The sequence below is a fragment of the Bacillus sp. FJAT-27245 genome (assembly GCF_001273955.1).
Classification (GTDB): Bacteria; Bacillota; Bacilli; order Bacillales; family Cytobacillaceae; genus Bacillus_D.
This window is the reverse complement of record NZ_LIGI01000001.1, coordinates 433,247-454,167: the sequence shown is the minus strand read 5'-3', so window position 1 is coordinate 454,167 and position 20,921 is coordinate 433,247. Positions and strand designations below refer to the sequence as shown.

General features: G+C 48.2%; 23 protein-coding genes and 1 riboswitch. Of the genes, 8 read left to right on the top strand and 15 right to left on the bottom strand.

Going from position 1 to position 20,921, the window contains the following annotated elements; translation table 11 throughout:
• Positions 1 to 55 precede the first annotated feature (55 nt).
• Positions 56 to 460, top strand: coding sequence for a large conductance mechanosensitive channel protein MscL (mscL, locus tag ADU24_RS02165; protein WP_053365095.1), 405 nt, complete (start codon positions 56 to 58; stop codon positions 458 to 460).
• 156 nt (positions 461 to 616) lie between these two features.
• Positions 617 to 1,252, top strand: a complete 636-nt coding sequence (locus tag ADU24_RS02160) for a Bax inhibitor-1/YccA family protein (RefSeq protein ID WP_053365094.1) — start codon at positions 617 to 619, stop codon at positions 1,250 to 1,252.
• A 65-nt stretch (positions 1,253 to 1,317) separates the two neighbouring features.
• Here ADU24_RS02160 and ADU24_RS02155 read toward each other — a convergent pair whose 3' ends face one another.
• On the bottom strand, positions 1,318 to 2,304 hold the full coding sequence (locus ADU24_RS02155) for a magnesium transporter CorA family protein (RefSeq protein WP_053365093.1): 987 nt from the start codon (positions 2,302 to 2,304) through the stop codon (positions 1,318 to 1,320).
• Positions 2,305 to 2,441: 137 nt separating this feature from the next.
• Here ADU24_RS02155 and ADU24_RS02150 point away from each other — a divergent pair, with 137 nt between their 5' ends.
• Positions 2,442 to 2,705: a hypothetical protein gene (locus ADU24_RS02150; protein WP_053365092.1), complete on the top strand. Its 264-nt coding sequence runs from the start codon at positions 2,442 to 2,444 to the stop codon at positions 2,703 to 2,705.
• Between the two features lie 63 nt (positions 2,706 to 2,768).
• Entirely contained in the window at positions 2,769 to 3,479 is a 711-nt protein-coding gene (locus ADU24_RS02145; RefSeq protein ID WP_053365091.1) for a TrkA C-terminal domain-containing protein, read from the top strand.
• 361 nt (positions 3,480 to 3,840) lie between these two features.
• Here ADU24_RS02145 and ADU24_RS02140 read toward each other — a convergent pair whose 3' ends face one another.
• The 6 genes from ADU24_RS02140 to safA form a co-directional block, all read right to left on the bottom strand.
• Positions 3,841 to 4,473 (bottom strand): response regulator transcription factor, encoded by a 633-nt coding sequence (locus ADU24_RS02140; RefSeq protein WP_053365090.1) that lies wholly within the window; start codon positions 4,471 to 4,473, stop codon positions 3,841 to 3,843.
• Complete coding sequence (locus ADU24_RS02135) at positions 4,466 to 5,512, bottom strand: sensor histidine kinase (protein WP_053365089.1); 1,047 nt, start codon at positions 5,510 to 5,512, stop codon at positions 4,466 to 4,468. The genes ADU24_RS02140 and ADU24_RS02135 overlap by 8 nt, the downstream gene beginning before the upstream one ends.
• On the bottom strand, positions 5,509 to 6,243 hold the full coding sequence (liaF, locus tag ADU24_RS02130) for a cell wall-active antibiotics response protein LiaF (protein WP_053365088.1): 735 nt from the start codon (positions 6,241 to 6,243) through the stop codon (positions 5,509 to 5,511). Before liaF ends, ADU24_RS02135 begins: the two co-directional genes overlap by 4 nt.
• 215 nt (positions 6,244 to 6,458) lie before the next feature.
• Positions 6,459 to 7,103 (bottom strand): PspA/IM30 family protein, encoded by a 645-nt coding sequence (locus tag ADU24_RS02125; protein ID WP_053368734.1) that lies wholly within the window; start codon positions 7,101 to 7,103, stop codon positions 6,459 to 6,461.
• A gap of 22 nt (positions 7,104 to 7,125) precedes the next feature.
• Positions 7,126 to 7,476 (bottom strand): lmo0954 family membrane protein, encoded by a 351-nt coding sequence (locus ADU24_RS02120; protein ID WP_053365087.1) that lies wholly within the window; start codon positions 7,474 to 7,476, stop codon positions 7,126 to 7,128.
• A 181-nt stretch (positions 7,477 to 7,657) separates the two neighbouring features.
• Positions 7,658 to 8,269, bottom strand: coding sequence for a SafA/ExsA family spore coat assembly protein (gene safA, locus ADU24_RS02115; RefSeq protein ID WP_053365086.1), 612 nt, complete (start codon positions 8,267 to 8,269; stop codon positions 7,658 to 7,660).
• 155 nt (positions 8,270 to 8,424) lie between these two features.
• Here safA and ADU24_RS02110 point away from each other — a divergent pair, with 155 nt between their 5' ends.
• The gene (locus ADU24_RS02110; RefSeq protein WP_053365085.1) at positions 8,425 to 8,841 is read left to right on the top strand and encodes a DUF1360 domain-containing protein; all 417 of its coding nucleotides are present in this window, start codon (positions 8,425 to 8,427) and stop codon (positions 8,839 to 8,841) included.
• Between the two features lie 169 nt (positions 8,842 to 9,010).
• On the opposite strand, the gene ADU24_RS02105 is transcribed toward ADU24_RS02110, so the two are convergent.
• Together ADU24_RS02105 and ADU24_RS02100 are read right to left on the bottom strand one after the other, a co-directional pair.
• The gene (locus tag ADU24_RS02105; protein ID WP_053365084.1) at positions 9,011 to 9,745 is read right to left on the bottom strand and encodes a CBS domain-containing protein; all 735 of its coding nucleotides are present in this window, start codon (positions 9,743 to 9,745) and stop codon (positions 9,011 to 9,013) included.
• Positions 9,746 to 10,019: 274 nt separating this feature from the next.
• Positions 10,020 to 11,165 (bottom strand): trans-sulfuration enzyme family protein, encoded by a 1,146-nt coding sequence (locus ADU24_RS02100; protein WP_053365083.1) that lies wholly within the window; start codon positions 11,163 to 11,165, stop codon positions 10,020 to 10,022.
• Positions 11,166 to 11,463: 298 nt separating this feature from the next.
• Here ADU24_RS02100 and ADU24_RS02095 point away from each other — a divergent pair, with 298 nt between their 5' ends.
• Positions 11,464 to 12,984 (top strand): FAD-dependent oxidoreductase, encoded by a 1,521-nt coding sequence (locus ADU24_RS02095; RefSeq protein ID WP_053365082.1) that lies wholly within the window; start codon positions 11,464 to 11,466, stop codon positions 12,982 to 12,984.
• 271 nt (positions 12,985 to 13,255) lie between these two features.
• Here ADU24_RS02095 and ADU24_RS02090 read toward each other — a convergent pair whose 3' ends face one another.
• The 5 genes from ADU24_RS02090 to ADU24_RS02070 form a co-directional block, all read right to left on the bottom strand.
• Positions 13,256 to 14,053 carry a hypothetical protein gene (locus ADU24_RS02090; RefSeq protein WP_053365081.1) on the bottom strand — a complete coding sequence of 266 codons (798 nt, stop codon included), beginning with the start codon at positions 14,051 to 14,053 and terminating at the stop codon, positions 13,256 to 13,258.
• Between the two features lie 102 nt (positions 14,054 to 14,155).
• A riboswitch (cyclic di-GMP riboswitch) is annotated at positions 14,156 to 14,240 on the bottom strand.
• Between the two features lie 82 nt (positions 14,241 to 14,322).
• The gene (locus ADU24_RS23625) at positions 14,323 to 14,457 is read right to left on the bottom strand and encodes a hypothetical protein (protein WP_269432215.1); all 135 of its coding nucleotides are present in this window, start codon (positions 14,455 to 14,457) and stop codon (positions 14,323 to 14,325) included.
• Positions 14,458 to 14,568: 111 nt separating this feature from the next.
• Positions 14,569 to 16,050 (bottom strand): amidase, encoded by a 1,482-nt coding sequence (locus ADU24_RS02080; RefSeq protein ID WP_053365079.1) that lies wholly within the window; start codon positions 16,048 to 16,050, stop codon positions 14,569 to 14,571.
• 33 nt (positions 16,051 to 16,083) lie between these two features.
• A complete protein-coding gene (locus ADU24_RS02075) occupies positions 16,084 to 16,242 on the bottom strand; it encodes a hypothetical protein (protein WP_156324491.1) in 159 nt (52 codons plus the stop codon).
• A gap of 506 nt (positions 16,243 to 16,748) precedes the next feature.
• Entirely contained in the window at positions 16,749 to 17,909 is a 1,161-nt protein-coding gene (locus ADU24_RS02070) for a DEAD/DEAH box helicase (protein ID WP_053365077.1), read from the bottom strand.
• A 288-nt stretch (positions 17,910 to 18,197) separates the two neighbouring features.
• Here ADU24_RS02070 and ADU24_RS02065 point away from each other — a divergent pair, with 288 nt between their 5' ends.
• Positions 18,198 to 18,455: a hypothetical protein gene (locus ADU24_RS02065; protein ID WP_053365076.1), complete on the top strand. Its 258-nt coding sequence runs from the start codon at positions 18,198 to 18,200 to the stop codon at positions 18,453 to 18,455.
• A 305-nt stretch (positions 18,456 to 18,760) separates the two neighbouring features.
• Positions 18,761 to 19,768, top strand: a complete 1,008-nt coding sequence (locus ADU24_RS02060; RefSeq protein ID WP_053365075.1) for a GGDEF domain-containing protein — start codon at positions 18,761 to 18,763, stop codon at positions 19,766 to 19,768.
• Between the two features lie 125 nt (positions 19,769 to 19,893).
• Here ADU24_RS02060 and ADU24_RS02055 read toward each other — a convergent pair whose 3' ends face one another.
• On the bottom strand, positions 19,894 to 20,913 hold the full coding sequence (locus ADU24_RS02055; RefSeq protein WP_053365074.1) for a 4Fe-4S binding protein: 1,020 nt from the start codon (positions 20,911 to 20,913) through the stop codon (positions 19,894 to 19,896).
• Positions 20,914 to 20,921 lie beyond the last annotated feature (8 nt).

Sequence of the window (20,921 nt, the reverse complement as noted above, 5' to 3'; positions counted from 1 at the left end):
TCCCTGCATAATTTGGTAAGGTAGGCTTATCTTTTTTAAAAACGGGGGATTTGGAATGCTGCAAGAATACAAGAAATTTGCAATGAAAGGAAATGTATTTGACCTGGCCGTGGGGGTCATCATCGGAGGGGCCTTTGGCAAAATCGTTACTTCACTTGTAAAAGACATCCTGATGCCGCTCATCGGCCTACTAATGGGAGGAATCAATTTAAAACGCCTGAGCTATACTTTTCACGATGCGGAAATCCTCTACGGTGAGTTCCTTCAGTCTGTTATCGACTTTTTGATCGTTTCATTTTCAATTTTTCTTTTCATAAGGCTCTTCCAGCACTTAAGGCTTAGGAATGTGGAAGAGAAGGAAGAAGAAATTAAAGAGGAAGTCGACAAAACCGAGGAACTGCTGACCGAAATCAGGGATCTCCTGAAAGAGCAGGTCAAAGAATCCACGGACCGCGGCTAGCATTTTTCTCTAAAAACCAGCTTCGCACAATTAGCCAGCCGGCGTTTACTGTCGGCTGGCTTAAATTTTTTATAAATATTTGTAAAAATAGTTGAAACCTTTGAATCTTCTATCCGTAAATGTTTATACTCAAAAAAATTATGAGGTGAGGCACTGATGTATGTACAAACCAGTACGGAGTATTTGCCGTCCGTCATGAGGGCATTCGCACTGTCGATTGCGTTCGCGCTCCTCGGAGCAATGGCTGGCGTTTACGTTCCATCGGCATTATTCCTGCCATTGATAATCCTTGAAATCGGCATGCTCCTTTTCGCATTCCTGATTCGCAGAAAGAAGACGATTTCGTACACATTCCTTTATACCTTTACGTTCATATCCGGAATCACCACTTATCCAATCATTTATCACTATATGGCGCAATCCGGTGGCAATGTCGTCTTGCTCGCACTAGGGACAACCACGGTGGTTTTTGCGGGAATCGGCGTTTACGCGACAAAGACGAAGCGCAATTTCTCCTGGATGGGCGGCATGCTGATGGCAGCCCTGCTCGCACTAATTGCGATTTCGATTTTTAATTTTATCTGGCCACTAAGCTCGACAGGGATGCTTGCTTTTTCATTCGTCGGCGTCCTTGTTTTCAGCGGCTACATTCTATTTGATTTTAACAGGATGAAGCATTATGGAGTAACGGCTGAAGAAGTTCCGCTCATGGCACTGAACCTGTATTTGGACTTCGTCAACCTGTTTATCAATTTGCTCCGTATTTTCGGCATTTTGTCGAGCGACGATTAATATGTGTTCCCCCTTTCTTTAAATAGATAGCGAAAGGCAGGCCTTCCCCCGGGCCTGCCTTTTGCTCATTTAAAGAAAGAATTCCGTTTTTTACCCCGTAAAATATCACCCGACCAGCCTTTCCTTTTCAGGACAATATAGAGAACGAGCGTTGAGAGGACAACCAATCCGATTGCGAATACATACCCATACTTCCACTCAAGCTCCGGCATATTCCGGAAGTTCATTCCCCATAAAGCACCAAGGGCGGTAATTGGGGTGAACAGTGTAGTCAGTACGGTCAATGTTTTCATAATCTCGTTTCCACGATGTGTTGAAACGACTTCCTCAAGCTTGATAAGTGTATCGATTTCAGCCTGATATTCGTTGGCGATTTTGAACCCTCTTTCTATTTTCAGGCATGTTCTTCGGTACTCTTGCTTTCCGGTGGCCCTCTCACCGAAGGCTTCTTCCATTGCAATCTTTATTTCCTGAAGTGGGATCATAAGATGTTTGAGAACAAGCAGTTCGTGGCGGTAATGGTAAATTTCCTCAAGGACACTGGTGCTATTTTCCTTTTTCATCCTCCAAAAAAGGTCGTTGAGCTGTTCCTCAAAAGGATCGATTTCCATCAAGCTGCCAGTCGTAATTTCACCAAGGAGGACAGAAAACCCTTCAAGGGCATTATCCCCGTTGCCCATTTGCTTCTTAAGGAGAGGGTAATCTTTTTTTCCGAGAACCTCGAAATTGAGGCCGCTTGTAATCATGAAGTTTTCCGCAACAAAGAAATGAAAATAATGAAAATCATCCTTGTCATCAAGGTCCTGCTTAAAAACAAGCGACCCTGCCACCCATTCCGAACCTTTATGAAACGTGTCAACCATAATACTGTTGGTTTGCATGGATGCGGACTTTTCAATCCATTGATATAGATCATAGGAAACCTTTTCTCTGGCAAGCTTTTTTAGCCCCTCTGTATCCCCTTGCGAAAATTCATGCCATTCCCAGGCTCCGTCCTTAAATACATGCTTCACTTCCCGCCACATCCTGTTCCGTTCATAAAATATAATCAAGATTCAGTCCTACCTTAAACATCCCCACAACAGCCGCTTTCAAAACTTTTTAGCCGGGAATGTTTTTATGGCCAAGGCTCCGGGTAAATAAAAATTACATTCTAGAGAGAAATTAAACGAAAAGGAGATGGTCTGGCATGAATAAGAATACCCGTTACATGGTTGCAGGAGCCGGCATTGGGGCACTCCTATGGTATGCATTGAAGCCTTCAAAAATGGGTGTGAAGGAAATGGCCAATACAGTGGTTAACAAGCTTCCGTTTGGAAAAAACAAAGTTGAGCCTGTTGTCGCAAAAGCAGGCCTGTCCGACCCAATGGACCTTGATGACAACAAAATGGTTAGCGAAGGATCACAGTACGGAGTCCACTATTACAACCAGAACGAGCAGGATAAGGCCTAAAGGGTTACCTTTAGGTTTTTTGCTGATCCGGGCAATATGATCGATTAGACGGAGGAAACGGCGATGGGCTATTTATTTATTTGTATTTATATTGGAATCATCCTCGTTGTAGTGGAAGTATGTACGATGTTATTTGTCCTGACGGGGCTCGAAAAACCCATCGCCCGTTTCCAGGTGGTGTCGATGCTGACAAGCACAGGTTTCACTACCGGCGAATCAGAGCTCATTATTGCCCATCCAATCAGGAGAAGGCTTGGCGCTTTCCTGATTCTGTTTGGCGCTTTTTCCCTCGCTGTCATCATTTCCGCCATCAGCGGCATCCTGCAGAAAAATTTCCATATAACCGAAATAGGCATCGTCGCAGGAGTCCTGGTCCTGCTGTTGGTTATCCTGAAGCTCCCTTTTTTACAAAAAAAGCTCTCTTCCATACTCCATGAAGAACTTGAGCAACATTACAATCTGGAGGACCTCCCGATCAAAGATGTATTATTGCAAAATGACGATGACTACTTTGCGGAAATCCATGTCCATGAGGACTCCGATTTAGTAGGTTATACATTGGAAGAAACAATCAAGCCGGAAGAGGATATCAATATCCTGTTTATTAAAAGAGGGGATGTTGCCATTCGCCATGACCGGCATAAAGAAAAGATCCAGGCCGGTGACCTGCTGGTGTTGTACGGTGACAAATCGCTTCTGAAAAGGAAGTTTGCCGCCGAAATCAAGGCATATGAAGAAAAAGTTGAGGAACACGCAAAAGGTCAAAAGGTTTAACCTTCCTTGTTGTAATTAACGGTGCCAGGCACCAAATCTCCGCTGTCCGAGGATTTTATATACGTATTGGTCGATAGCACAGTTTGCTGGCTTAATAGCAGACGGCTAGCAGCCACTAGCTTTTATGAACCAGTTTGCTGGATTTATGAACCATGGTGATGCATTTGTGAACCGGTATTCGATTTTATGAACCGGATTTATACTTTTATGAACCGAAAATCATTTTTATGAACCTGATGGCTTTTATGAACCGAATTACGAATCATTTTTAAAACAATTTAACCTCCTGAAAACTCCCAACTCCAAAAGCCTCCTATTCTTAAGAAAGGAAGCTCTTCTATCACTATCCTATTATCGGTCCCTACTTCGTCAGGTTGTGCTTGAACGCGTAGATGACAGCCTGCGTCCGGTCCTGGACCTGGAGCTTGGAGAGAATGTTACTGACATGCGTTTTGACTGTCTTCAGGGCAATGAATAGTTCGTCGGCGATTTCCTGGTTTGTCTTGCCTTCGGTCATTAACAGGAGAATTTCCATTTCCCGTTCCGTCAGTTCCTCGTGGGGCAGGAGTTCTTTTTTCTGGCGCATCTTGAGCATCATTTTGCCGGTGACTTCTGGTTCGAGAATGGATTGGCCTGCGTATGTAGCGCGGACGGCATTGGCAATTTCGCTTGCCTTCGATGTTTTCAGCATGTAGCTTGTCGCTCCCGCTTCAAGGGCTGGGTACACTTTTTCGTCGTCAAGGAAACTGGTGACGATGATGATTTTTGCTTCGGGCCATTGCTCAATAATTTGGCGCGTCGCCTCGATTCCATCCATCTCTTTCATAACCAAGTCCATCAGGATGATATCCGGCCTTAGTTCCAGCGCCAATTCGACGCCGCGTTTCCCGTTATCCGCTTCGCCAACCACTTCGATATCGGGCTGCGCGGACAAGTAGGAAGATACTCCGATTCGGACCATCTCGTGGTCATCAACAAATACTACTTTAATCATTTTCCCCATCCCCATTCGACACAGCCGGAACCTTTACTTCAAGCCGCGTCCCTTTATTCTTAACAGAGACAATCTTCAGTGTGCCTCCTATTTCAAGTGCCCGTTCATGCATATTCTGCAGGCCGTATGCACCTGCTTTCCGGTCTTCTTCGTCAAAGCCGACCCCGTCATCGACAACCCGCATAATAATCAGGCCATCCCTTTTAATCAAAAGCACCTCGAGCGATTTTGCCTTTGCATGCCTAAGCGTGTTCGAGACCGATTCCTGGAGAATGCGGAAAAGGTGGTCCTCAACTCCTTTGTCCATTGAAAATTCTTCTGCCCTCCAAGTAATTTCCATCATTACCTTTTGCGAAAGTTCATTAAGAAGCTCGGCGATGCCTTCCTGAAGGGACTTGCCTTTCAGGGCTGCCGGACGAAGGTGAAGCAGGAGCGCCCTCATCTCAATCTGGGACTGGTGGATCATCCCCTCCACAAGCTTCAATTGTTTCGCTTCCGGGCCATCCTCTTCCCCTCTCGATTCCGTTACCGCCGACATCAGCATCGAAGCGGCGAAAAGCTGCTGGCTCACCGAGTCATGAAGTTCGCGGGCAAGCCGGTTTCGTTCCTGTGAGATGATTTCCTGTATTCTCACTTCCTGCTCCTCCGCTTTTTCAGTAGCAAGCCGCTGTGATACCTTCGCTTTTTCCGACAGCTGTGCATTCAGTTTTTGAAAACGGTCATGGATTTCTTTCATTTCGTTAATAGAACCTTCATCCTTTAATTCCGCCTGGTGCCCCTCCTCAATCTGGCGCAGCGACTGGCCAATCTGCGAAAGCTGCGATTTCCAAAAAACACCGGTAATCAACCCAAATAAAATTCCGAAGGCTCCGCTTGATGCGGGCAAAAAAATGATAAACGGGATGCCCATCAACTCCCTCTCCCAAAGCTGCGACAATTCGGAAATCGGGAATACGACAAAAAATGCCACTGAACCAATGCCCATCAAAACGAAGGCGAACCCGAGGCTCCAGACGACTTGTCTTTGGATTGCGCTCATATCCGGCTCACCTCGAGATTCCCAACGATTAATGATGTGAAGATTTTGACCTTCTGGATTGATTCATCATAGTCGGCTGTTTTCAGCTGATAAACCTGATTGAATACCTTTTCTTCCTCCTGGCCAAAAATGGCCGTCGACCCCGCCACTACCGAGTGGTTGATGCTTACTTCCATATCGTACGGGACAAGGATTTGCACATTGCCAATCAAGTTCCGGATAAAGATGACCGTCTCCCCTTTTGGAAAAACAGTATAACTTAAATCAATTGTCGTATCGCCAACCCCCGCCTGGATATTAATATCATTCCAGTCATACACATGGTCAGGGGTTTTTTGCTGGCCAAATACTAGATTTTCAAAAAGCGGCTTTGTCCTAGCCATTTCCTTTTGGCTGCCTGCGGAATCAGGAGCCCCAAGGGTCGGAGCAATTCGCTTTGGCGTGTTTTTTGACTGAATGAACTGAATGAAGTACAAAACAAGCATGCCAATCAATACGATTTTCAGTGTAATCATATTCATTAGGCTCGCAATTAAAATGACAATCCCAACCCAAAAAAGAATCTTTCCGAACTTAGAAGGCGACTTCTTCCTGCCAAAGTAAATCAATGCCCCCGACAGGAAAATGGAAAAGACAAGGCCGCTGTTAAAAAATGCGATTTCCAATAGAAGTATGATCCCGCCGCCAAATATGAGCCAGCCCATATAATCCCCTGTCATTTTCCTATCCATCTTTCTTCCTCCCCGAAAGCCGCTTCTGTACTATACTCTTTGCGTCCTCTTTAGAATATCATTTACCGTTGGTTGTTGTCTTTAAGTTGTTTCATAAAAAGGGCGTCCCGGCTAATTACCGGGATTCGCCCCTTGCATTTTCTGCTGGTACTGCTCGTACAGTGCATTCGGCTGCTTATTAAATATGCGCATTTAGCCCGAGGCTACCGCCTATCTTATTGTGCGTTTTGCTGCCCTTCATTTTCCCTCAACTGTTTTTCCAACTGGGCGATCCTTGCGTCGATTGTGCTGCGCATATAGTTGTTATTCGCTTCGTGTTCAATCGTGTCAAGGTAGGTTTCGATTTCCCGGAAGCGGTTTTCTGATTTCAATTCGCTGGACTCAACTACCTGGCTAATGCGGTGATTGGCCCTGCTCATATTTTCCCGGCCCATCAATTCAAGGCGGCGAATGTTCATATCCTTTAGCTTGTGCTTCATTTCCTCGTATCTTGCTTCTAGTTCATCATGCTGCCTGGCCGCTTGGGCAATCGCTTCTTCCAGGCGCGCCGCCCGCTCCGTGTATTGCAGATATTCTCTTGATGCAAATTCCTGAAGGCCCAGTTCTCCAGCCTGGGATGCTACGTCCGCCTGATGCTTACGCTTTGCGGCCATTTCCTTTGCTAGGTGATATTCACGTGTAAATTCATCCTTCAGCGCGTGCTGGCGCTCGACAAGCTTCCGTACCTTTTCTGTTTCCTTCTCGCATTGGCGAAGGTACTCGTTCAGCATTGCGATCGGGTTTTTCCTTTCCTTCTGGTCCAACGCCTCGTGCAGGTCCGCCATCACTGTGTTTTTGAGTTTAGTAAATAAGTTTGCCATCATCGTTTCTCTCCCTTATCATTTAGTAGTTTTTATGCAGTTCGTTCCATTGCTTTTCAAAATTAACGAATGGATCAGACTCTTTAACGGGTTCGGAATACCTGGTTTCATTCCAGTTTTTGTACACGAGGTACAGGACATAAGCCGCAGCGATGCCGAATAGGGCAGGCGCGTTGCTTGCCGCAGCGGATAGAACGATTAGACCAAGGATACCAAGGCCAATCCTCGCCGCTGTTGATTTTGTCTTCAGGAATTGCTTAACCACAAAGTACAGAATCGCCAGGCTAATCACCATTCCCGCGATTGGGCCGATTGTCGATAGCAGGACGATGGCTGCGATACCTCCCGCTACGAGCAAACCAAATTTTTTCATTCCATTTCCTCTCCTTTCCTTTCATGTCTCTATCTTACCTTCACGGAGAATTTTCAATAACGTGCTCAAGACAGATTTTCATCTAGGACTTGAGGCGGAGGACAGGCTCGGCCCTTCGTAAACCAGGCTAATTTTCAAAAAAATAAGCATCCGCTTTAAAAAGCGGATGCTTGATTCAAGCTTATTTGGAGATGAACATCTGTGTCCAGTAATGGCGCTGGGCACCGCCAGCCGCATAGCCGACGCCGATATGTGTATAGCCCTGGTTCAGGATATTCGCCCTGTGGCCCGGCGAATTCATCCATGCCCGCACGACTTCCGCAGCGGTTGTTTGCCCGGCCGCGATATTTTCACCAGCGGACCTGTAGGCAATGCCGAAGTTCTTCATCATCGTGAACGGTGAACCGTATGTAGGGCTCGTATGGGAAAAATAATTTTTGTCCCTCATATCAACGGACTTATACCTCGCCACCCTTGAGAGTTCCCAATCATGGGCAAGCGCCTTAAGCCCATATTTGGCCCGCTCCTGATTGGTTAGGCTAATGACCTGCTGCTCTACCGATTTTGCACCAATTGTCGGAATGGTTACCTTTTGTCCGGGATAGATCAGGTTCGGATTTTTGAACTGCGGGTTTGCCCTAATCAGTTCATGCAGCCCAACATGATATCGAACGGAAATTTTCCAAAGCGTATCGCCGCGGACAACCGTATGGATCGTCTGTGCGCTTGAGATTCCCGGCACGGCCACCAATGCCATAACAAACACCATTAGAATCAATACAAATTTTTTCATATAATCGCCTCCTCGGGATAGATTGTGTTTTTTCCACAAAAATATACCGGGATCAAAGGAGGGTATGGTTATTCTTTTCTCAGGCGGGAAAACAGGTAAGGACCCACAGACATGTTTTGGGAAGACTAACAGCAAACTTTTGTAGGAGGCGCATGATGGAAAACCTGTCCTGGCTTGAACTAATCATCCTCATCCTGGCGAGCTACCGCCTGACCCATTTGATTGTTTTTGACAAGATCACCGAATTCATCCGGAAACCCTTCATGAAGAAGAAGAAAATCGAGACTTCGCATGGCAGCGAGGTAAAGGACGTTCCGAAGAACATGTTTGGCTACCTGCTTAACTGTTATTGGTGCGCGGGTATCTGGAGCGCAATTTTTCTCGGGGGCGGCTATCTGCTTTTCCCAAAAACATTCCTTATCCTCGGGTTGATCCTTGCTATCGCCGGCGGCCAGTCCGTCATTGAAACCTTTGTTGGCGTCAATATTAAAAAAGTCGCCTACTACTCCGCAAAGGAAAACGAAAGCAAGGCTCCCAACGCCGAACCGCCAAAGGAACACCCAAAAGGTTAACATACAAAAAAACTCGCCACCTCCGGCGAGTTTTTTAACGAACAGTGGCACCACACGAAAAATCTTGTTTCACAGATAAAACAGATTAGGGTGCGATGTTTGATTTAGCACCGCTATTTAACTATTAAGGATAAGGTGGAACAAGTTCTATCCAGTGGTGTGCCAGATTTTAATCTGTGTCCATTTTTATCAAATCCCACGAGGAAACGATTCCGATTGGCATTTCCTTATGGGAGCCGTTCTCGGTAATAATGACCGCCTCCAGTTTGTTTTCATGCTCTGGACGTGAATCATACAGGTCCTGGAGTTCGAAAATATTCATTTCCTTGGAAACGATTTTAACCGTATTCGTCTTTTCATGCTTTTGGACATCGCTCAGCTTTTGCCCGGCAAGGTCGATCTTGGAGCCCTTCAGCCTGCTGGCAAAATAGCTCCTTAGGCCGCTTTCGGTCACAAGGAATTTAAATCTTTCACCCTCGTAGACCGGATACTGGGTAAATTCATGCTTTTCCATTTCGAGAAGCGCGTCCTTGATTGCTTCATCCGCCTGGAACGTCTTCACCGGTTTTGAAGCGACGGTTAGGATGGAGGGCGGGACTTGCAGGAATTCAGCGATTGCCTCAATTTGCTCGACCACCTCCGGATGGGGTTCCGCGATGTAGAAATTCTTCCGGCTTTTTTCGTGGACAAGCGCGTTCCTGAGCCGGGCGTAACTCTTTAAATCATCGAAATAACGGCGGATTGGCGCATGCCTGTTCTTCACTTTATGAAGCAGCTCAATAAAATGGTCCGTATCGGCATTTTTCTCAAGCTTTTTTAATTCAGTATGGATTTGGTTGAACGCCACCTCAAAGCGTTCAGACCTCTCCCTTACCCTATTTATCACTTTTGGATTATGAGCCATGAACTGGCCTCCTTATGGTTTCTAGTTTCACCTTACTTATTTACCAACCTTGAGGCGATTGTGAAACATGGCAGATTTTTGTGTACGGGGAAAAGTTTGCGCTTCGGGCTTGAAGTGCCACCCAGACCGGGTTTTAAAATTTTTTGCCATACGTGGACGGGGGCTTATGCGGCTAACCGAACCGCGTTTAATCTTGTTGTCACCTAATTGGGGGTTACCTGTACGAAAAGAAAACGCACCAGCTTGGTTGAAGCCGGTGCGTTAATTGCTATTTTTAACCTTGAATAGATTGTTTAATTGCCGTTTCGAACTGGTTGACGATGTCATTCGCATGCTCGATGCCGACGGAAATGCGGACGACCTGGCGATTGATGCCAAGTGCGGCCCGCGCTTCCGGTGTTAATGCGCGGTGTGATGTGACTTCCGGATGGGAAACGGTTGTCTCCACACCGGCGAGCGTTGGCACAATTTTAATCCAGAAAAGCGCCCTGAAAAATGCATTCATATCCGCCTTTTCGGAAAGCTCAATCGTGACAATCGCGCCGTATCCCTCTTCCCCATGCCCAAATGGATAATACACTTTTTTCACATCAGCGTTTTCTTTTAATGCCAATGCAAGCTGACGGGCATTGGAGGACTGGGCCTTCATGCGCAGCGCCAGCGTTTTTAAGCCACGGGTGGTGAGCCACGCTTCAAACGGGCTTAGGTTTGCGCCAAGGTTGGCGATTTTCCCGCCCGCCCTGGCAATCAGATCTGCCCTGCCCACCACGACACCGGATGTGACATCGCTATGCCCGCCAATATACTTTGTTGCGCTGTGCACAACCAGATCCGCACCGAGCTCATAAGGCCGGACATGCAGAGGCGTCGCGAACGTATTGTCAACAAGTGTGAGCAGGCCTTTCTTTTTCGCAAAAGAAATAACGGACTCGAGATCCTCGACGCGGAGAAGTGGATTCGTAATCGATTCCGTATAAATCAGGCGGGKATTTTCCCGTACTTCACTTTCGACATGGGAAAGGTCCTCAAATGAAACAAAGGTTGCCTCAATGCCAAAATCCTTCAGTTCTTCCTTCAGCATATGGTAACTGCCGCCGTATACGTCATCCGCCGCGATGATATGGTCCCCGCTTCTAACTGCCGCGAGCACCCCGGCGAGGATTGCTGACAATCCGGATGAAGCCGCCACTCCTGCAGGCGCCCCCTCAAGCCTGGCAACCGCAGCCCCAAGCTCATCTGTATTCGGGTTTCCAACCCTCGAATACAAATAGCGTCCATTGCCCTCATAGAACCCTTCAAGTTCGTCCAAATCCTTGAACGTAAAGGCAGACGTCTGGTAAATCGGCGTTACCTTGCTCGCAATTTCCCTGCCGGCCTTTTTATCCCCATGCAACACTAGCGTTTGAAATTCCTTTGTCATTCAAGCCACCTTCTTCTATTGGGTATCCTTATTATGATGGTGAGTATATCAGCCGGGCGATGAAGCGTCAAACGCAATTCCCAATCCTTCGAAAAATCTGACAGAGAAAGCGGAGGTAAATTATTGGGTTTATTTTCCCTGGACAGGGAACAATATAGTGAACCTTCCATCAGCGGGGGTTTTTCGCTGATGGTTAGCTGAACCAATCGGACCTTTAGGGACAGTTGCCCTTTAGGGCTTACTGTCCCTTAAGAGTGGGATATAGTGAATTACAGGATCCGGATGAAGGAGGAATAACATGAGTGAACAAAGCGGAACACCAAAGTATCCGAGAACGTATTGGCGAGAAATCGATCTTCCGAAGTTCGGCAGGCTCGAGGGGAATCTTTCAGTTGATGTCGCCATAGTTGGAGCAGGAATGACCGGTATCACGGCTGCCTACCTGCTTTCAAAACAAGGCAAAAAAGTCGCCATTATTGAGGCCGGCAGTGTCCTGAACGGGACGACCGGGCATACGACCGCGAAAATCACCGCACAGCATGGCCTTTTATACGATGAGCTGATCAGCCACTTTGGCGAGGAAAACGCAAAGCTTTACTATGAATCCCATTCCGACGCGCTCGGTTTTATTAGAAGGATCATTAACGAAGAAAATATCGACTGTGACTTCAGCGACCAGGACGCCGTCATTTACTCGGTTACGGATGAATACAAGTCGAAGATCGAAACCGAAGCCGAAGCCTATAAAAAGCTCGGCATCCCGCACGAGTTGCGCACAAGCATTCCTTTTAATATCCAAGTGAAAAATGCACTTGTGATGAAGGACCAGGCGCAATTCCATCCTCTGAAATATTTAAGGGCGCTTTTGAAAAAAGCCATCGAGGCCGGCTGCCAAGTGTTTGAAAATACGACCGCGAAGGATATCACACTTGAAGGCGGCACGGTTGTGCATACGAAAGAGGACAGGAAAATTTCCTGCGGGCATGCAATCATCGCCTCACACTGGCCATTTTTTGATAAAAGAGGGCTTTATTTCGCAAGGATGTATGCTTCCCGCTCGTATGCGATTGGCGTGAAGTCGGACAAGGAATACCCCGGCGGCATGTACGTCAGCGCAGATTCACCGACACGATCGATCCGCTATACGCCGCTTGATGGGGAAAACCTGCTGATTATCGGCGGCGAGAACCATCGCACCGGGAAAAGTGAGGATACGGAGAAGCATTACCATGCACTGGCTGAATTCACCGGGGAAGTGTTTGGTAATGGGGACTATACGTACCGCTGGTCGGCGCAGGATTTGGATACACTCGATAAACTCCCTTACATCGGGCCTTTGAAGGACGATGAAGAAACGATCCTCGTTGCAACCGGCTATAAAAAATGGGGCATGACAACAAGCACGCTCGCCGGACATATTTTGGCCGACTATGTGCTAAATCTCGAAAGCCCATACAAAAAGCTTTACCACCCATCCAGATTCGAAGCCGATCCGTCCTTGAAGAAAGCAGTCAGCTTTAACGCGGCAGTAGCCGGCCATCTCGTAAAAGGGAAGCTGGAGTATATTCCGAAGTCCCCTGGCGACCTCGCGGTTGGTGAAGGCGGCGTTGTCCTGGTCGATGGCAACCGTGCCGGCGGCTACAAGGACGAGACCGGCAAATTGTATCTTGTTGATACGACGTGCACACATCTCGGCTGCGAATGCGAATGGAACAGTGCCGAAAAGACGTGGGACTGCCCATGCCACGGCTCGCGGTTCGCTTACAACGGAGAAGTTGTCGAAGGCCCGGCAATCGAAAACCTTAAAAACCTCGAATAGTGAGGCAGGGGACGTACCCTTTGCCTCTTTTTTTGCAATTTCCCGGATTAAGAATTGCACTTTTTTTAAAAGAATCACGCAAAATCGTATTTACTAGTAATCGTCTCGCTTTATTCGCCCCACTTTATAAAGAGTTCGCCCCAGTTTTCCGATTATTCACCCATTATTTATCGTATTCGGACCTATCTAAATTTTCGGAATTATGTATTTCCCAACCTCTCCCCACCGGGCAAATAAAAAACAGCCACACCACAGTGCAGCTGCCCACAACCTAAGGCTTCATATTCATCCAGCTTTCAAGATGATGGATGGCAAAAACAACGTTGCCGCCGAGTTTTGAAAGTTCACCTTCCATATAGGCTTTTCCTTCTTCATGGAAAGAGATGAAATCCCCCTCCGAACTGGCGTCTGTTTCAACGCCGACAATCAGCGTCTTCCCCGCATTCTCTGCCATGCGCATTTCATTGCTGATAATTTCGGCAATAGCCGGGGCCGTATCGCGGTACGCCATGATGGACGGGAATTCAACTGTTTGAATAACCCAATTGGCGAGATTCCCTTTGCCGATTTTATTGTTGTAATCATGCTCGTCAAACCAGAATGGAATGTCCGCCCCAAGCGGAAGGCCGAGCTCGCTTGCCTGCACCTTTGCGTTTAAAAGAAGGTTCTGATAGGAAAGGACCGTAGCTTTGTAGTTGGACGTCCAGCCACCGTACAAATACGGCTCAACATCCAGATGGATTCCGGTGAACTTCTCTTCCGGAGCGGCCTTGGCCTGGTACGCGGCAACCCAGTCCATGAACTGGTTCAAGTATGCACCGCCTTTTCCCGATACCCAATCGGGAGCGCCGTCAAGGGCGTGAACCTTAATTCCAAGGGCCGAGGACTTGCCAATAAACCGCTTGTATGAATCCATATCAATGTTCCGATTAATTTGCAGAAAAACCTCGTCTGCGTGCTTCTCCTGAAGAAATGCGAGCACATCATCCGGCCGGGCTTCAATCATGGCTGTATCCCAAAGCCACGTTGCCCGGGGCATCCCCTCAGCCTTTACAGTTAGATTTCCCATTGACCCCGCCGCCAAAATTAATAAAATTGCACACAAAAAAGCTTTACGCATAGACTTCTTTTCCTCTCCTTTTTGGAATTGTCCCAGACATCCAAAAAGAAGTCCGGCGGCGTGGCAGCCATTAGGTTTCCCGGGCAGGCCCATCGCTTTGCGTCCCTGTCTTTCGGCAGGTTTGCCTTTTTCTGTATATAGTATAGCGTCTTTGCCCCCAATGGAAAATAGACCAATTTGACCAAAAAAATAGCCACCCCTAGTTGGAGCGGCTAACCTTAATCATCATTCGGCCTGTTGCGGATCAACCTGTCCTGCCCGGTAGTAAACTTCACAAGCTCCGAACTAGTTTTGCCGACACTTTTGTTATTGTTAATCTGCGCATTCCGGTTCCCCAGCTTCTTTCTGCCCATTAACCTCATCTCCTTTTTCTTTAGTTTGGGCTCCGGAAACCGGATTATTCTAATCGGAAGGTGGCAGATTCTTCTTTGTTTTTACGGCTTTTTTGAAAAAACAATCATCAATCAATGTGCGGCTTCTTTCCCAAGGCTGGGCGCTTTCCGGGCAAGGGTTTCCTGCTCAAACGCGTACGCAATCCGGATCAGCTCCGGCTCGCTCCAGGCCGTCCCTGCGAAACTAATGCCCACAGGCTCGCCGTCCTCCGTGAAGCCGACGGGCACGACAACCGTCGGATAGCCGGCGCGCGCTGAAAGATCCGCCCCCTCATCATGCGGGAAAACAATCGCATTAAGCTGGTACTCGTACAGTGCATAATCGATGCCGTTATCTTTCGCATGGTACTCATTGAATTCGAGTGAACGGACATACGCTTCCTCATACAATCCGCCGCTAGTTGCCTCCGAGCCAATCAGGACTTCCTGGCCGTACTTAAGCATTTCCGCTTCATTTTCCTTGTTGAACCGGATTACATCGGCAAGCGTCCGCACCTTCGCGTTTGGCCCAAGGCTTTTCAGGTAGGCGTTCAGCCCTGCCTTGAATTCGAAGGTAAGCACTTCCCAATCCCATTGCTTTTTGGCGGAAGGAATCGAAATATCAACCACATCCGCGCCAAGTGCTTTCAGCTTTTCGATCGCCTTGTCGACGACAGCGGTCCTTTTTTCGCCCGCTTCGGCAAAATAATGTTCCCGGGCAACGCCAAGCCTTTTGCCGGAAAGCCCTTTTTCCAAATTTATCGTAAAGTCCACCCCGCCGAGCCAGCTCGCCAGTGTCGCCGGGTCCCCATTATCCTCGCCAGCAAGCACGTTCAGCAAAATCGCCGCATCCTTAACCGTTCTTGCCATCGGGCCGGCCGTATCCTGGGTATGTGCTATCGGAATGATTCCCCTTCTGCTGACCAGGCCCACTGTCGGCTTGATCCCGACTAGCGAATTTTGCGCCGCTGGATTGAGGATCGAACCCGAAGTTTCTGTCCCAACCGCGACCGCTGCGAAATTAGCCGCGATCGCCGCACCCGAGCCGGCACTTGAACCGCCCACGTCGAAGCGGCCAGGGCCGTATGGATTGAGCGTCTGGCCGCCCCTTGAACTGTAGCCGCTCTTCATGCCAATCGCCATGAAATTGGCCCACTCCGTCATGTTTGTCTTCCCAAGAATAACAGCACCCGCTTCACGGAGCCTGCGCGCCACCTCCGAGTCGGCCGGCGCATAGGAATCGGCCAACGCCTTCGAACCCGCGCTCGTATGCATCCGGTCGCCCGTATCAATATTATCCTTCAGGAGCACCGGAATCCCATGCAGCGGCCCGCGCGCTCCGGAAACTTCACGCTCAGCATCCAAGGCAGCCGCGATTTGCACCGCATCCGGGTTAACTTCAATCACCGACTTTAATTCCGGTCCTTTCCTGTCATACTGTGAGATCCGGTATAAATACATCAGCACAAGTTCCTTTGACGTCAGCTCCCCGGCCGCCATCTTATCCTGCATATCGCCAATCGTCGCTTCTTCAAGCCATGTATCGTGCAGTTCTTTCAACTTTGGATTTTGCATAAGAATCCCCCTTGCTCCCTTTTTTAGGCTCAGTTAAAATTGGCTGTTGATTTCCACTACGGGCACACGCTTTCCGCGGGGCGAAGCAGCTACCTGTATCAGCTTCTCGAGAAACATCTGTGAATTGGCCCCGTGCAGCTTTGCGACGAGCTGAAGATTCACTTCCTCGAATATTCTGTGGCGCAGGAGCATCTTTTGTGGAGCCTCCTCGGCGCTAGCGCCTGCTTGTCTAGCTACAGCGCCTACCCCCTCGAGGTCGCTTCGGTCCTTCAAGCGAAGTCAAAGAGCGACTTCTCCTTCAGGCCCTCCAGCGCTTGTCGGGGCTGACCGAGGCGCTTCTGCTTTTCAAGTGGTCTCCAACATCCCGCTGGACACTGAATAGCATCCTCGAATATTCCCACGCACGAAGGAAACGCGATAGCGTTTTCGAGGAGTCGGTGCCCTCCGTTACAATCAACGTTGTAAAAACCTAGCTTTTCTTCGAAAAATATCTCCTAACTCTTCCTAAAAAAATCGTCCTATCTGATAATTAATAAACAGGCTAACTTCTTATAAATCAGTACAATCTTCTGCCAGGATGGAAACACCGTCTTGTTTACATACATTCGATAAAAGCTCCCGGGAACCCTTTTTTTGCAAAAGGGAGCATAGCCGGAAAAATCAAGGGCGCCCACCCTATAAAGTGGACGCCCTGCTCCCTATCTCTTTTTCGCCCGTTCGAGCTGCCTGATATTTTCAACCGCAATTTTCCCTTTGTAAAAAATCCGCTTCTCCACAGAAACGCCTAGCTTTCGGCCATATACCTTCAGCTCACGCTCCTCCCGTTCCGTCACAAGTGAAATGACCGTTCCATTCGCACCCATCCTTCCAGTACGGCCGGAGCGGTGGATGTACTGGTCAATATCTCTCGGGAAGTCGACATGGACGACATGAGTGACACCCGGGATATCGAGCCCCCTCGCGGCAACATCGGTTGCGACAAGCATCTTAATGTTCCCTTCGCGAAAATCCTTGACCGCCTTTTGCCTGTCCATTTTCCCAAGCTCGCTATGCAAAAGGCCTACCGACAGCTCCTTAAACTGAAGCTTCGACGTGATAACCGGAATTTCCGTTATATCATTAATGAACGCAAGCGCCTTAATCCCGTCCAGACGGGCAATTTTTTCAAGCAGCAACATCTTCTCCCGCGGCTCGCATGAGAAATAAATATGCTCAACCATCCCCTGCTCAATCGCTTCATCCTTCGTAACCCTGAGGATTTCCGGATTTTCCGTCAAATTTTTCGCAAGTTGCTCAGTCTCTGGCTTCATTGTCGCCGAAAACAGGACAACCTGGCGATCCTTCAGAGCCGATGTTACAATATCAAGCACCGGACCGAAATGCTCACGAACCAAGAGCTGGTCGCCCTCATCAAGGACAATCATCTTCACCTCATGCATCTTCAGCTTTTTCTGCTTAATCAGCTCATTCACCCTGCCCGGCGTCCCAAATGCAATATGCGGCTTCTTCTTCAGCTTCTCAAGCTGCCTTTTCACATTTGCGCCGCCAATGAACGTCGCCCCGCGGATGCCGCTCCCCTCCGACCATTTCTGGAACTCCTGATACACCTGCATAATCAGCTCCTGGCTCGACGCAAGCACAACCGCCTGAAGCGCCTGGCTCGAACTGTCCACCTTCTCAAGCGCCGGCAAAAGATACGCCAGCGTCTTCCCCGTCCCGGTCGGCGACTCCGCAATCACGTCGCGCCCCTCAAGAATCACCGGAATCGCGGCCTCCTGAATCGACGTCGGCCGGCTAAACCCCGACTTCTCCCACACATCCTGAATAAATGGCTTAAATGTTTCACGTATCGTTAGCATAAACTGCTCCTTTTCACCTGTTGATTGTCCTTATTATAAGGAAGATTCCCTCACAAATCCATTTATGGCCAAGCCTTTTTGGAAAAATCGGCCCATGCCATCAAGGAGGCCCCATCAATCCGCACACACCATTGTCTTGCATCCTTCTAGCACCCCAAAAACCAAATTTGTCATAATTTACACGCTAATTATGAAACTATTGTGAACAATGGCCTCATAGCCCCTTGCGGCTTTCTATAGATGTTAAAATATAACTATCACGATAACAACATATCGGAGTTGAAAACAATGTTAAAGAAAATTCTCGTCATTTTCGGACTCTTGTTCCTTTTTATATCCAACGAAGCAATTTCACCTACACATACAGGCAAAAACCAGCAAATCACTTTGGCTGCCACATCCGGCAAAGAGCCGCAAAAGCCCGCACTTGGAAAATCCGTGGAATCTTCGCCAATCAAGACATTCGTTCTCCCCGGAATAGCCGGAATCCTGATTATCGGCGGCCTCGCGTCTTACTGGCTCGTGTTCAGGAAAAAGGTTGTCTGAAGGATTTAAAACCAGCCACCGCCTGGCTGGTTTTTATTTTGCAAAATAAATCATCCCTCCTAGTTGAAGCGTTTTCCATAATTAATATTTACCTGTTGTGGTTTTATTTTATCCACAGAAAATCCATCGTTTGATTCCCTGTCAATTGCTTATGTCACAGCAAAACGAATGTATCCTAAATGTTCATATATCTTTCATCTTTTCATGGGGTTGAAAATGGTATTTCAGTATTATAATGGTTTCATGGGAATGGGGGGATTTTTATCCTGCAGTCTTTTTTATCCAACCTGGGCATCCTTTTGCTCATGCATTTATCCATTAATACCGCTTACCATTTAAGTGAAGAAAAAAGAATCCGCGTGGCCTGGTTGCCTGCGATACATATTTTCATTGTAGCGTTGACAGTCATTTCAATGTTTCATTTCCCGTTTATGAGCGGAGGCCATCGGGTCGATTTAAGGCTGATCCCGATTATCCTTGTCGGCTTTTTCCACGGTTGGAAATATGTCCTGCCTGTTGTGGCCATGGCCTCGATATACCGCCTTGGGCTTGGCGGACCGACCGCCATACAGGGAGTTCTGTTTGGCCTTCTCTTCCCGGCGGCATTTTCCATTCTAGCCAATTTACTCAGCCGAAAGAAGCATGTACTTGGGTATTATATTGGCGTGGTCGCCCTATCGTGGGCCTCGTCCGATCTATTATCAGCGAAAATCAGGCTCTTTTTGCCAATGCCGATCGCTGTCCTCCATCTTGGCGCGCTATTATTGGCATTTGCGGTTATGTATTTTTTCGTGCAAATGGGGAGGCGCCATCTCGATTCAACAAAGACGCTCCAGTTTTTTGCCGAACGGGACCCGCTAACCGGCCTGTATAATATGCGGAAGTTCGAGGAAAAGCTTAAGAGCCACAGCCATGACGGGAAGCAAATGTTCATTGCGATGATTGATATCGACCGCTTTAAGGAGATCAACGATAAGTTCGGCCACAAGATTGGCGATGCCGCGATAGCGAAGATTGGAAACAATCTTATGTCCCATTGCGGCCGGGACCTGATTGTCGCCCGCTATGGAGGGGATGAGTTCATCTTGTACATGGCCGCGGAGCGAATTTTAACCGTAAAGCAAAAGCTTGAGGAAATCCGGAAAGGCGCCAAGGAGGCGAACGTTTCAATTCCCGGGAATCCGCCTTTCGGGCTCTCCCTTTCAATCGGAATGGCGGAACTAACAAGCATCCCAAAGTTGAATGAAGCGATAGAAGAGGCCGATAAACAGCTGTACCTCGCGAAAAAGCTTGGTAGGGACCGGGTATGCTAGCAGCCTCCATACAAGTAAAATCAAATGCCTGCCCCGGAAACTGGGCAGGCATTATTAGATTTCATCGCGGCAGCAATCAGCTTTGGCTTGCCGTAAACCCGTTTGCATACCTTGTCCGCAGCCTTTCAGTGTCCGATATTGTAAACGTTCGGGATGAGGACCTTGAATTCTTCGTACGAGATGATTGTATTCCAGTGGCCGGTTACTTTCGCAATCACGACAACGAGAAAGAAGGCTGCGAAAAATGCCGCGGGTACGGCCCATTTATTGACCTTTTTGCCTGCGACGGTCATGTTCAGCGTGTCTTTTATAGGGCAAACTTCGACGCACGACATGCAGGCCGAGCAGTCCGGGGCCCTGACGGCTTTTACCTTGGAAACGGTAATCCGCTGCGGGCATACCCTTGTACAGGCGTTGCAGTCAATGCATGTCTCCTCATTGCGCCTGATTTTCGTAATCCCGAAAACCGACCCAAGCCCGATTAGCGCGCCATACGGGCAAAGGAAGCGGCACCAGAAGTTTTTTACAAAAAGGGACAGGGCCAAGAGAACAAGGATGACCTTCAGCCCAAGGCCGCCCATATGCAAAAAGAACAGCATCATTTTCACATCGGAAATTTTATTGTAATCGCCCGCCATGAAATCTATCGCATAGAAAACCGGCATATCAATCACGATGAATTTGATGAAAAAAAGCAAGATTAAATATTTGAGCGGCTTCAATAGCCTTCCGAGCCACTTTGGAACGTCAAAGTTCCGTTTGAACAGCTTTTGGCCGAGCCTGCCAATCCACTCGGTCAATGTCCCAATCGGGCACATCCAGCCGCAGAATGCCTTCCGGAAAACAAAGCCAGAGGCGACAAAAAAGGCAAACAGCGCAAGCCCCGCGGGATGGATCGGGTCGAATATCCCGGTTGTCATCCACACCTTCAATGCCACCAGTGCGCTGATCGGCAGAAACCCTTCAACAGCTGATGGCCTTGGCACATATGGCGCCGCCCCCATTGAATTGAAATGCTCATAAAATTGGTAAAAACGAAATCCGATGAACAGAAGGAACAGCACAAACACAATCTGCACCGCTATTCGCGCATACTGAACCGGACGCCGCCTCATTCTCTTATAAAACCGGGTGAAAGCAGCCATAACACTCC

Coding starts and splice junctions, on each gene's coding strand:
- ADU24_RS02160 (WP_053365094.1), top strand. CDS start 617: ATGTATGTACAAACCAGTACGGAGTATTTGCCGTCCGTCATGAGGGCA.
- ADU24_RS02060 (WP_053365075.1), top strand. CDS start 18,761: ATGCATTTATCCATTAATACCGCTTACCATTTAAGTGAAGAAAAAAGA.
- ADU24_RS02075 (WP_156324491.1), bottom strand. CDS start 16,242: ATGCTCCTGCGCCACAGAATATTCGAGGAAGTGAATCTTCAGCTCGTC.
- ADU24_RS23625 (WP_269432215.1), bottom strand. CDS start 14,457: ATGGGCAGAAAGAAGCTGGGGAACCGGAATGCGCAGATTAACAATAAC.
- ADU24_RS02095 (WP_053365082.1), top strand. CDS start 11,464: ATGAGTGAACAAAGCGGAACACCAAAGTATCCGAGAACGTATTGGCGA.
- ADU24_RS02120 (WP_053365087.1), bottom strand. CDS start 7,476: ATGAAAAAATTTGGTTTGCTCGTAGCGGGAGGTATCGCAGCCATCGTC.
- ADU24_RS02135 (WP_053365089.1), bottom strand. CDS start 5,512: ATGAGCGCAATCCAAAGACAAGTCGTCTGGAGCCTCGGGTTCGCCTTC.
- ADU24_RS02150 (WP_053365092.1), top strand. CDS start 2,442: ATGAATAAGAATACCCGTTACATGGTTGCAGGAGCCGGCATTGGGGCA.
- ADU24_RS02105 (WP_053365084.1), bottom strand. CDS start 9,745: ATGGCTCATAATCCAAAAGTGATAAATAGGGTAAGGGAGAGGTCTGAA.
- liaF (WP_053365088.1), bottom strand. CDS start 6,243: ATGGATAGGAAAATGACAGGGGATTATATGGGCTGGCTCATATTTGGC.
- ADU24_RS02145 (WP_053365091.1), top strand. CDS start 2,769: ATGGGCTATTTATTTATTTGTATTTATATTGGAATCATCCTCGTTGTA.
- ADU24_RS02125 (WP_053368734.1), bottom strand. CDS start 7,103: ATGGCAAACTTATTTACTAAACTCAAAAACACAGTGATGGCGGACCTG.
- safA (WP_053365086.1), bottom strand. CDS start 8,269: ATGAAAAAATTTGTATTGATTCTAATGGTGTTTGTTATGGCATTGGTG.
- ADU24_RS02065 (WP_053365076.1), top strand. CDS start 18,198: ATGTTAAAGAAAATTCTCGTCATTTTCGGACTCTTGTTCCTTTTTATA.
- ADU24_RS02090 (WP_053365081.1), bottom strand. CDS start 14,053: ATGGGAAATCTAACTGTAAAGGCTGAGGGGATGCCCCGGGCAACGTGG.
- ADU24_RS02055 (WP_053365074.1), bottom strand. CDS start 20,913: ATGGCTGCTTTCACCCGGTTTTATAAGAGAATGAGGCGGCGTCCGGTT.
- ADU24_RS02140 (WP_053365090.1), bottom strand. CDS start 4,473: ATGATTAAAGTAGTATTTGTTGATGACCACGAGATGGTCCGAATCGGA.
- mscL (WP_053365095.1), top strand. CDS start 56: ATGCTGCAAGAATACAAGAAATTTGCAATGAAAGGAAATGTATTTGAC.
- ADU24_RS02070 (WP_053365077.1), bottom strand. CDS start 17,909: ATGCTAACGATACGTGAAACATTTAAGCCATTTATTCAGGATGTGTGG.
- ADU24_RS02080 (WP_053365079.1), bottom strand. CDS start 16,050: ATGCAAAATCCAAAGTTGAAAGAACTGCACGATACATGGCTTGAAGAA.
- ADU24_RS02110 (WP_053365085.1), top strand. CDS start 8,425: ATGGAAAACCTGTCCTGGCTTGAACTAATCATCCTCATCCTGGCGAGC.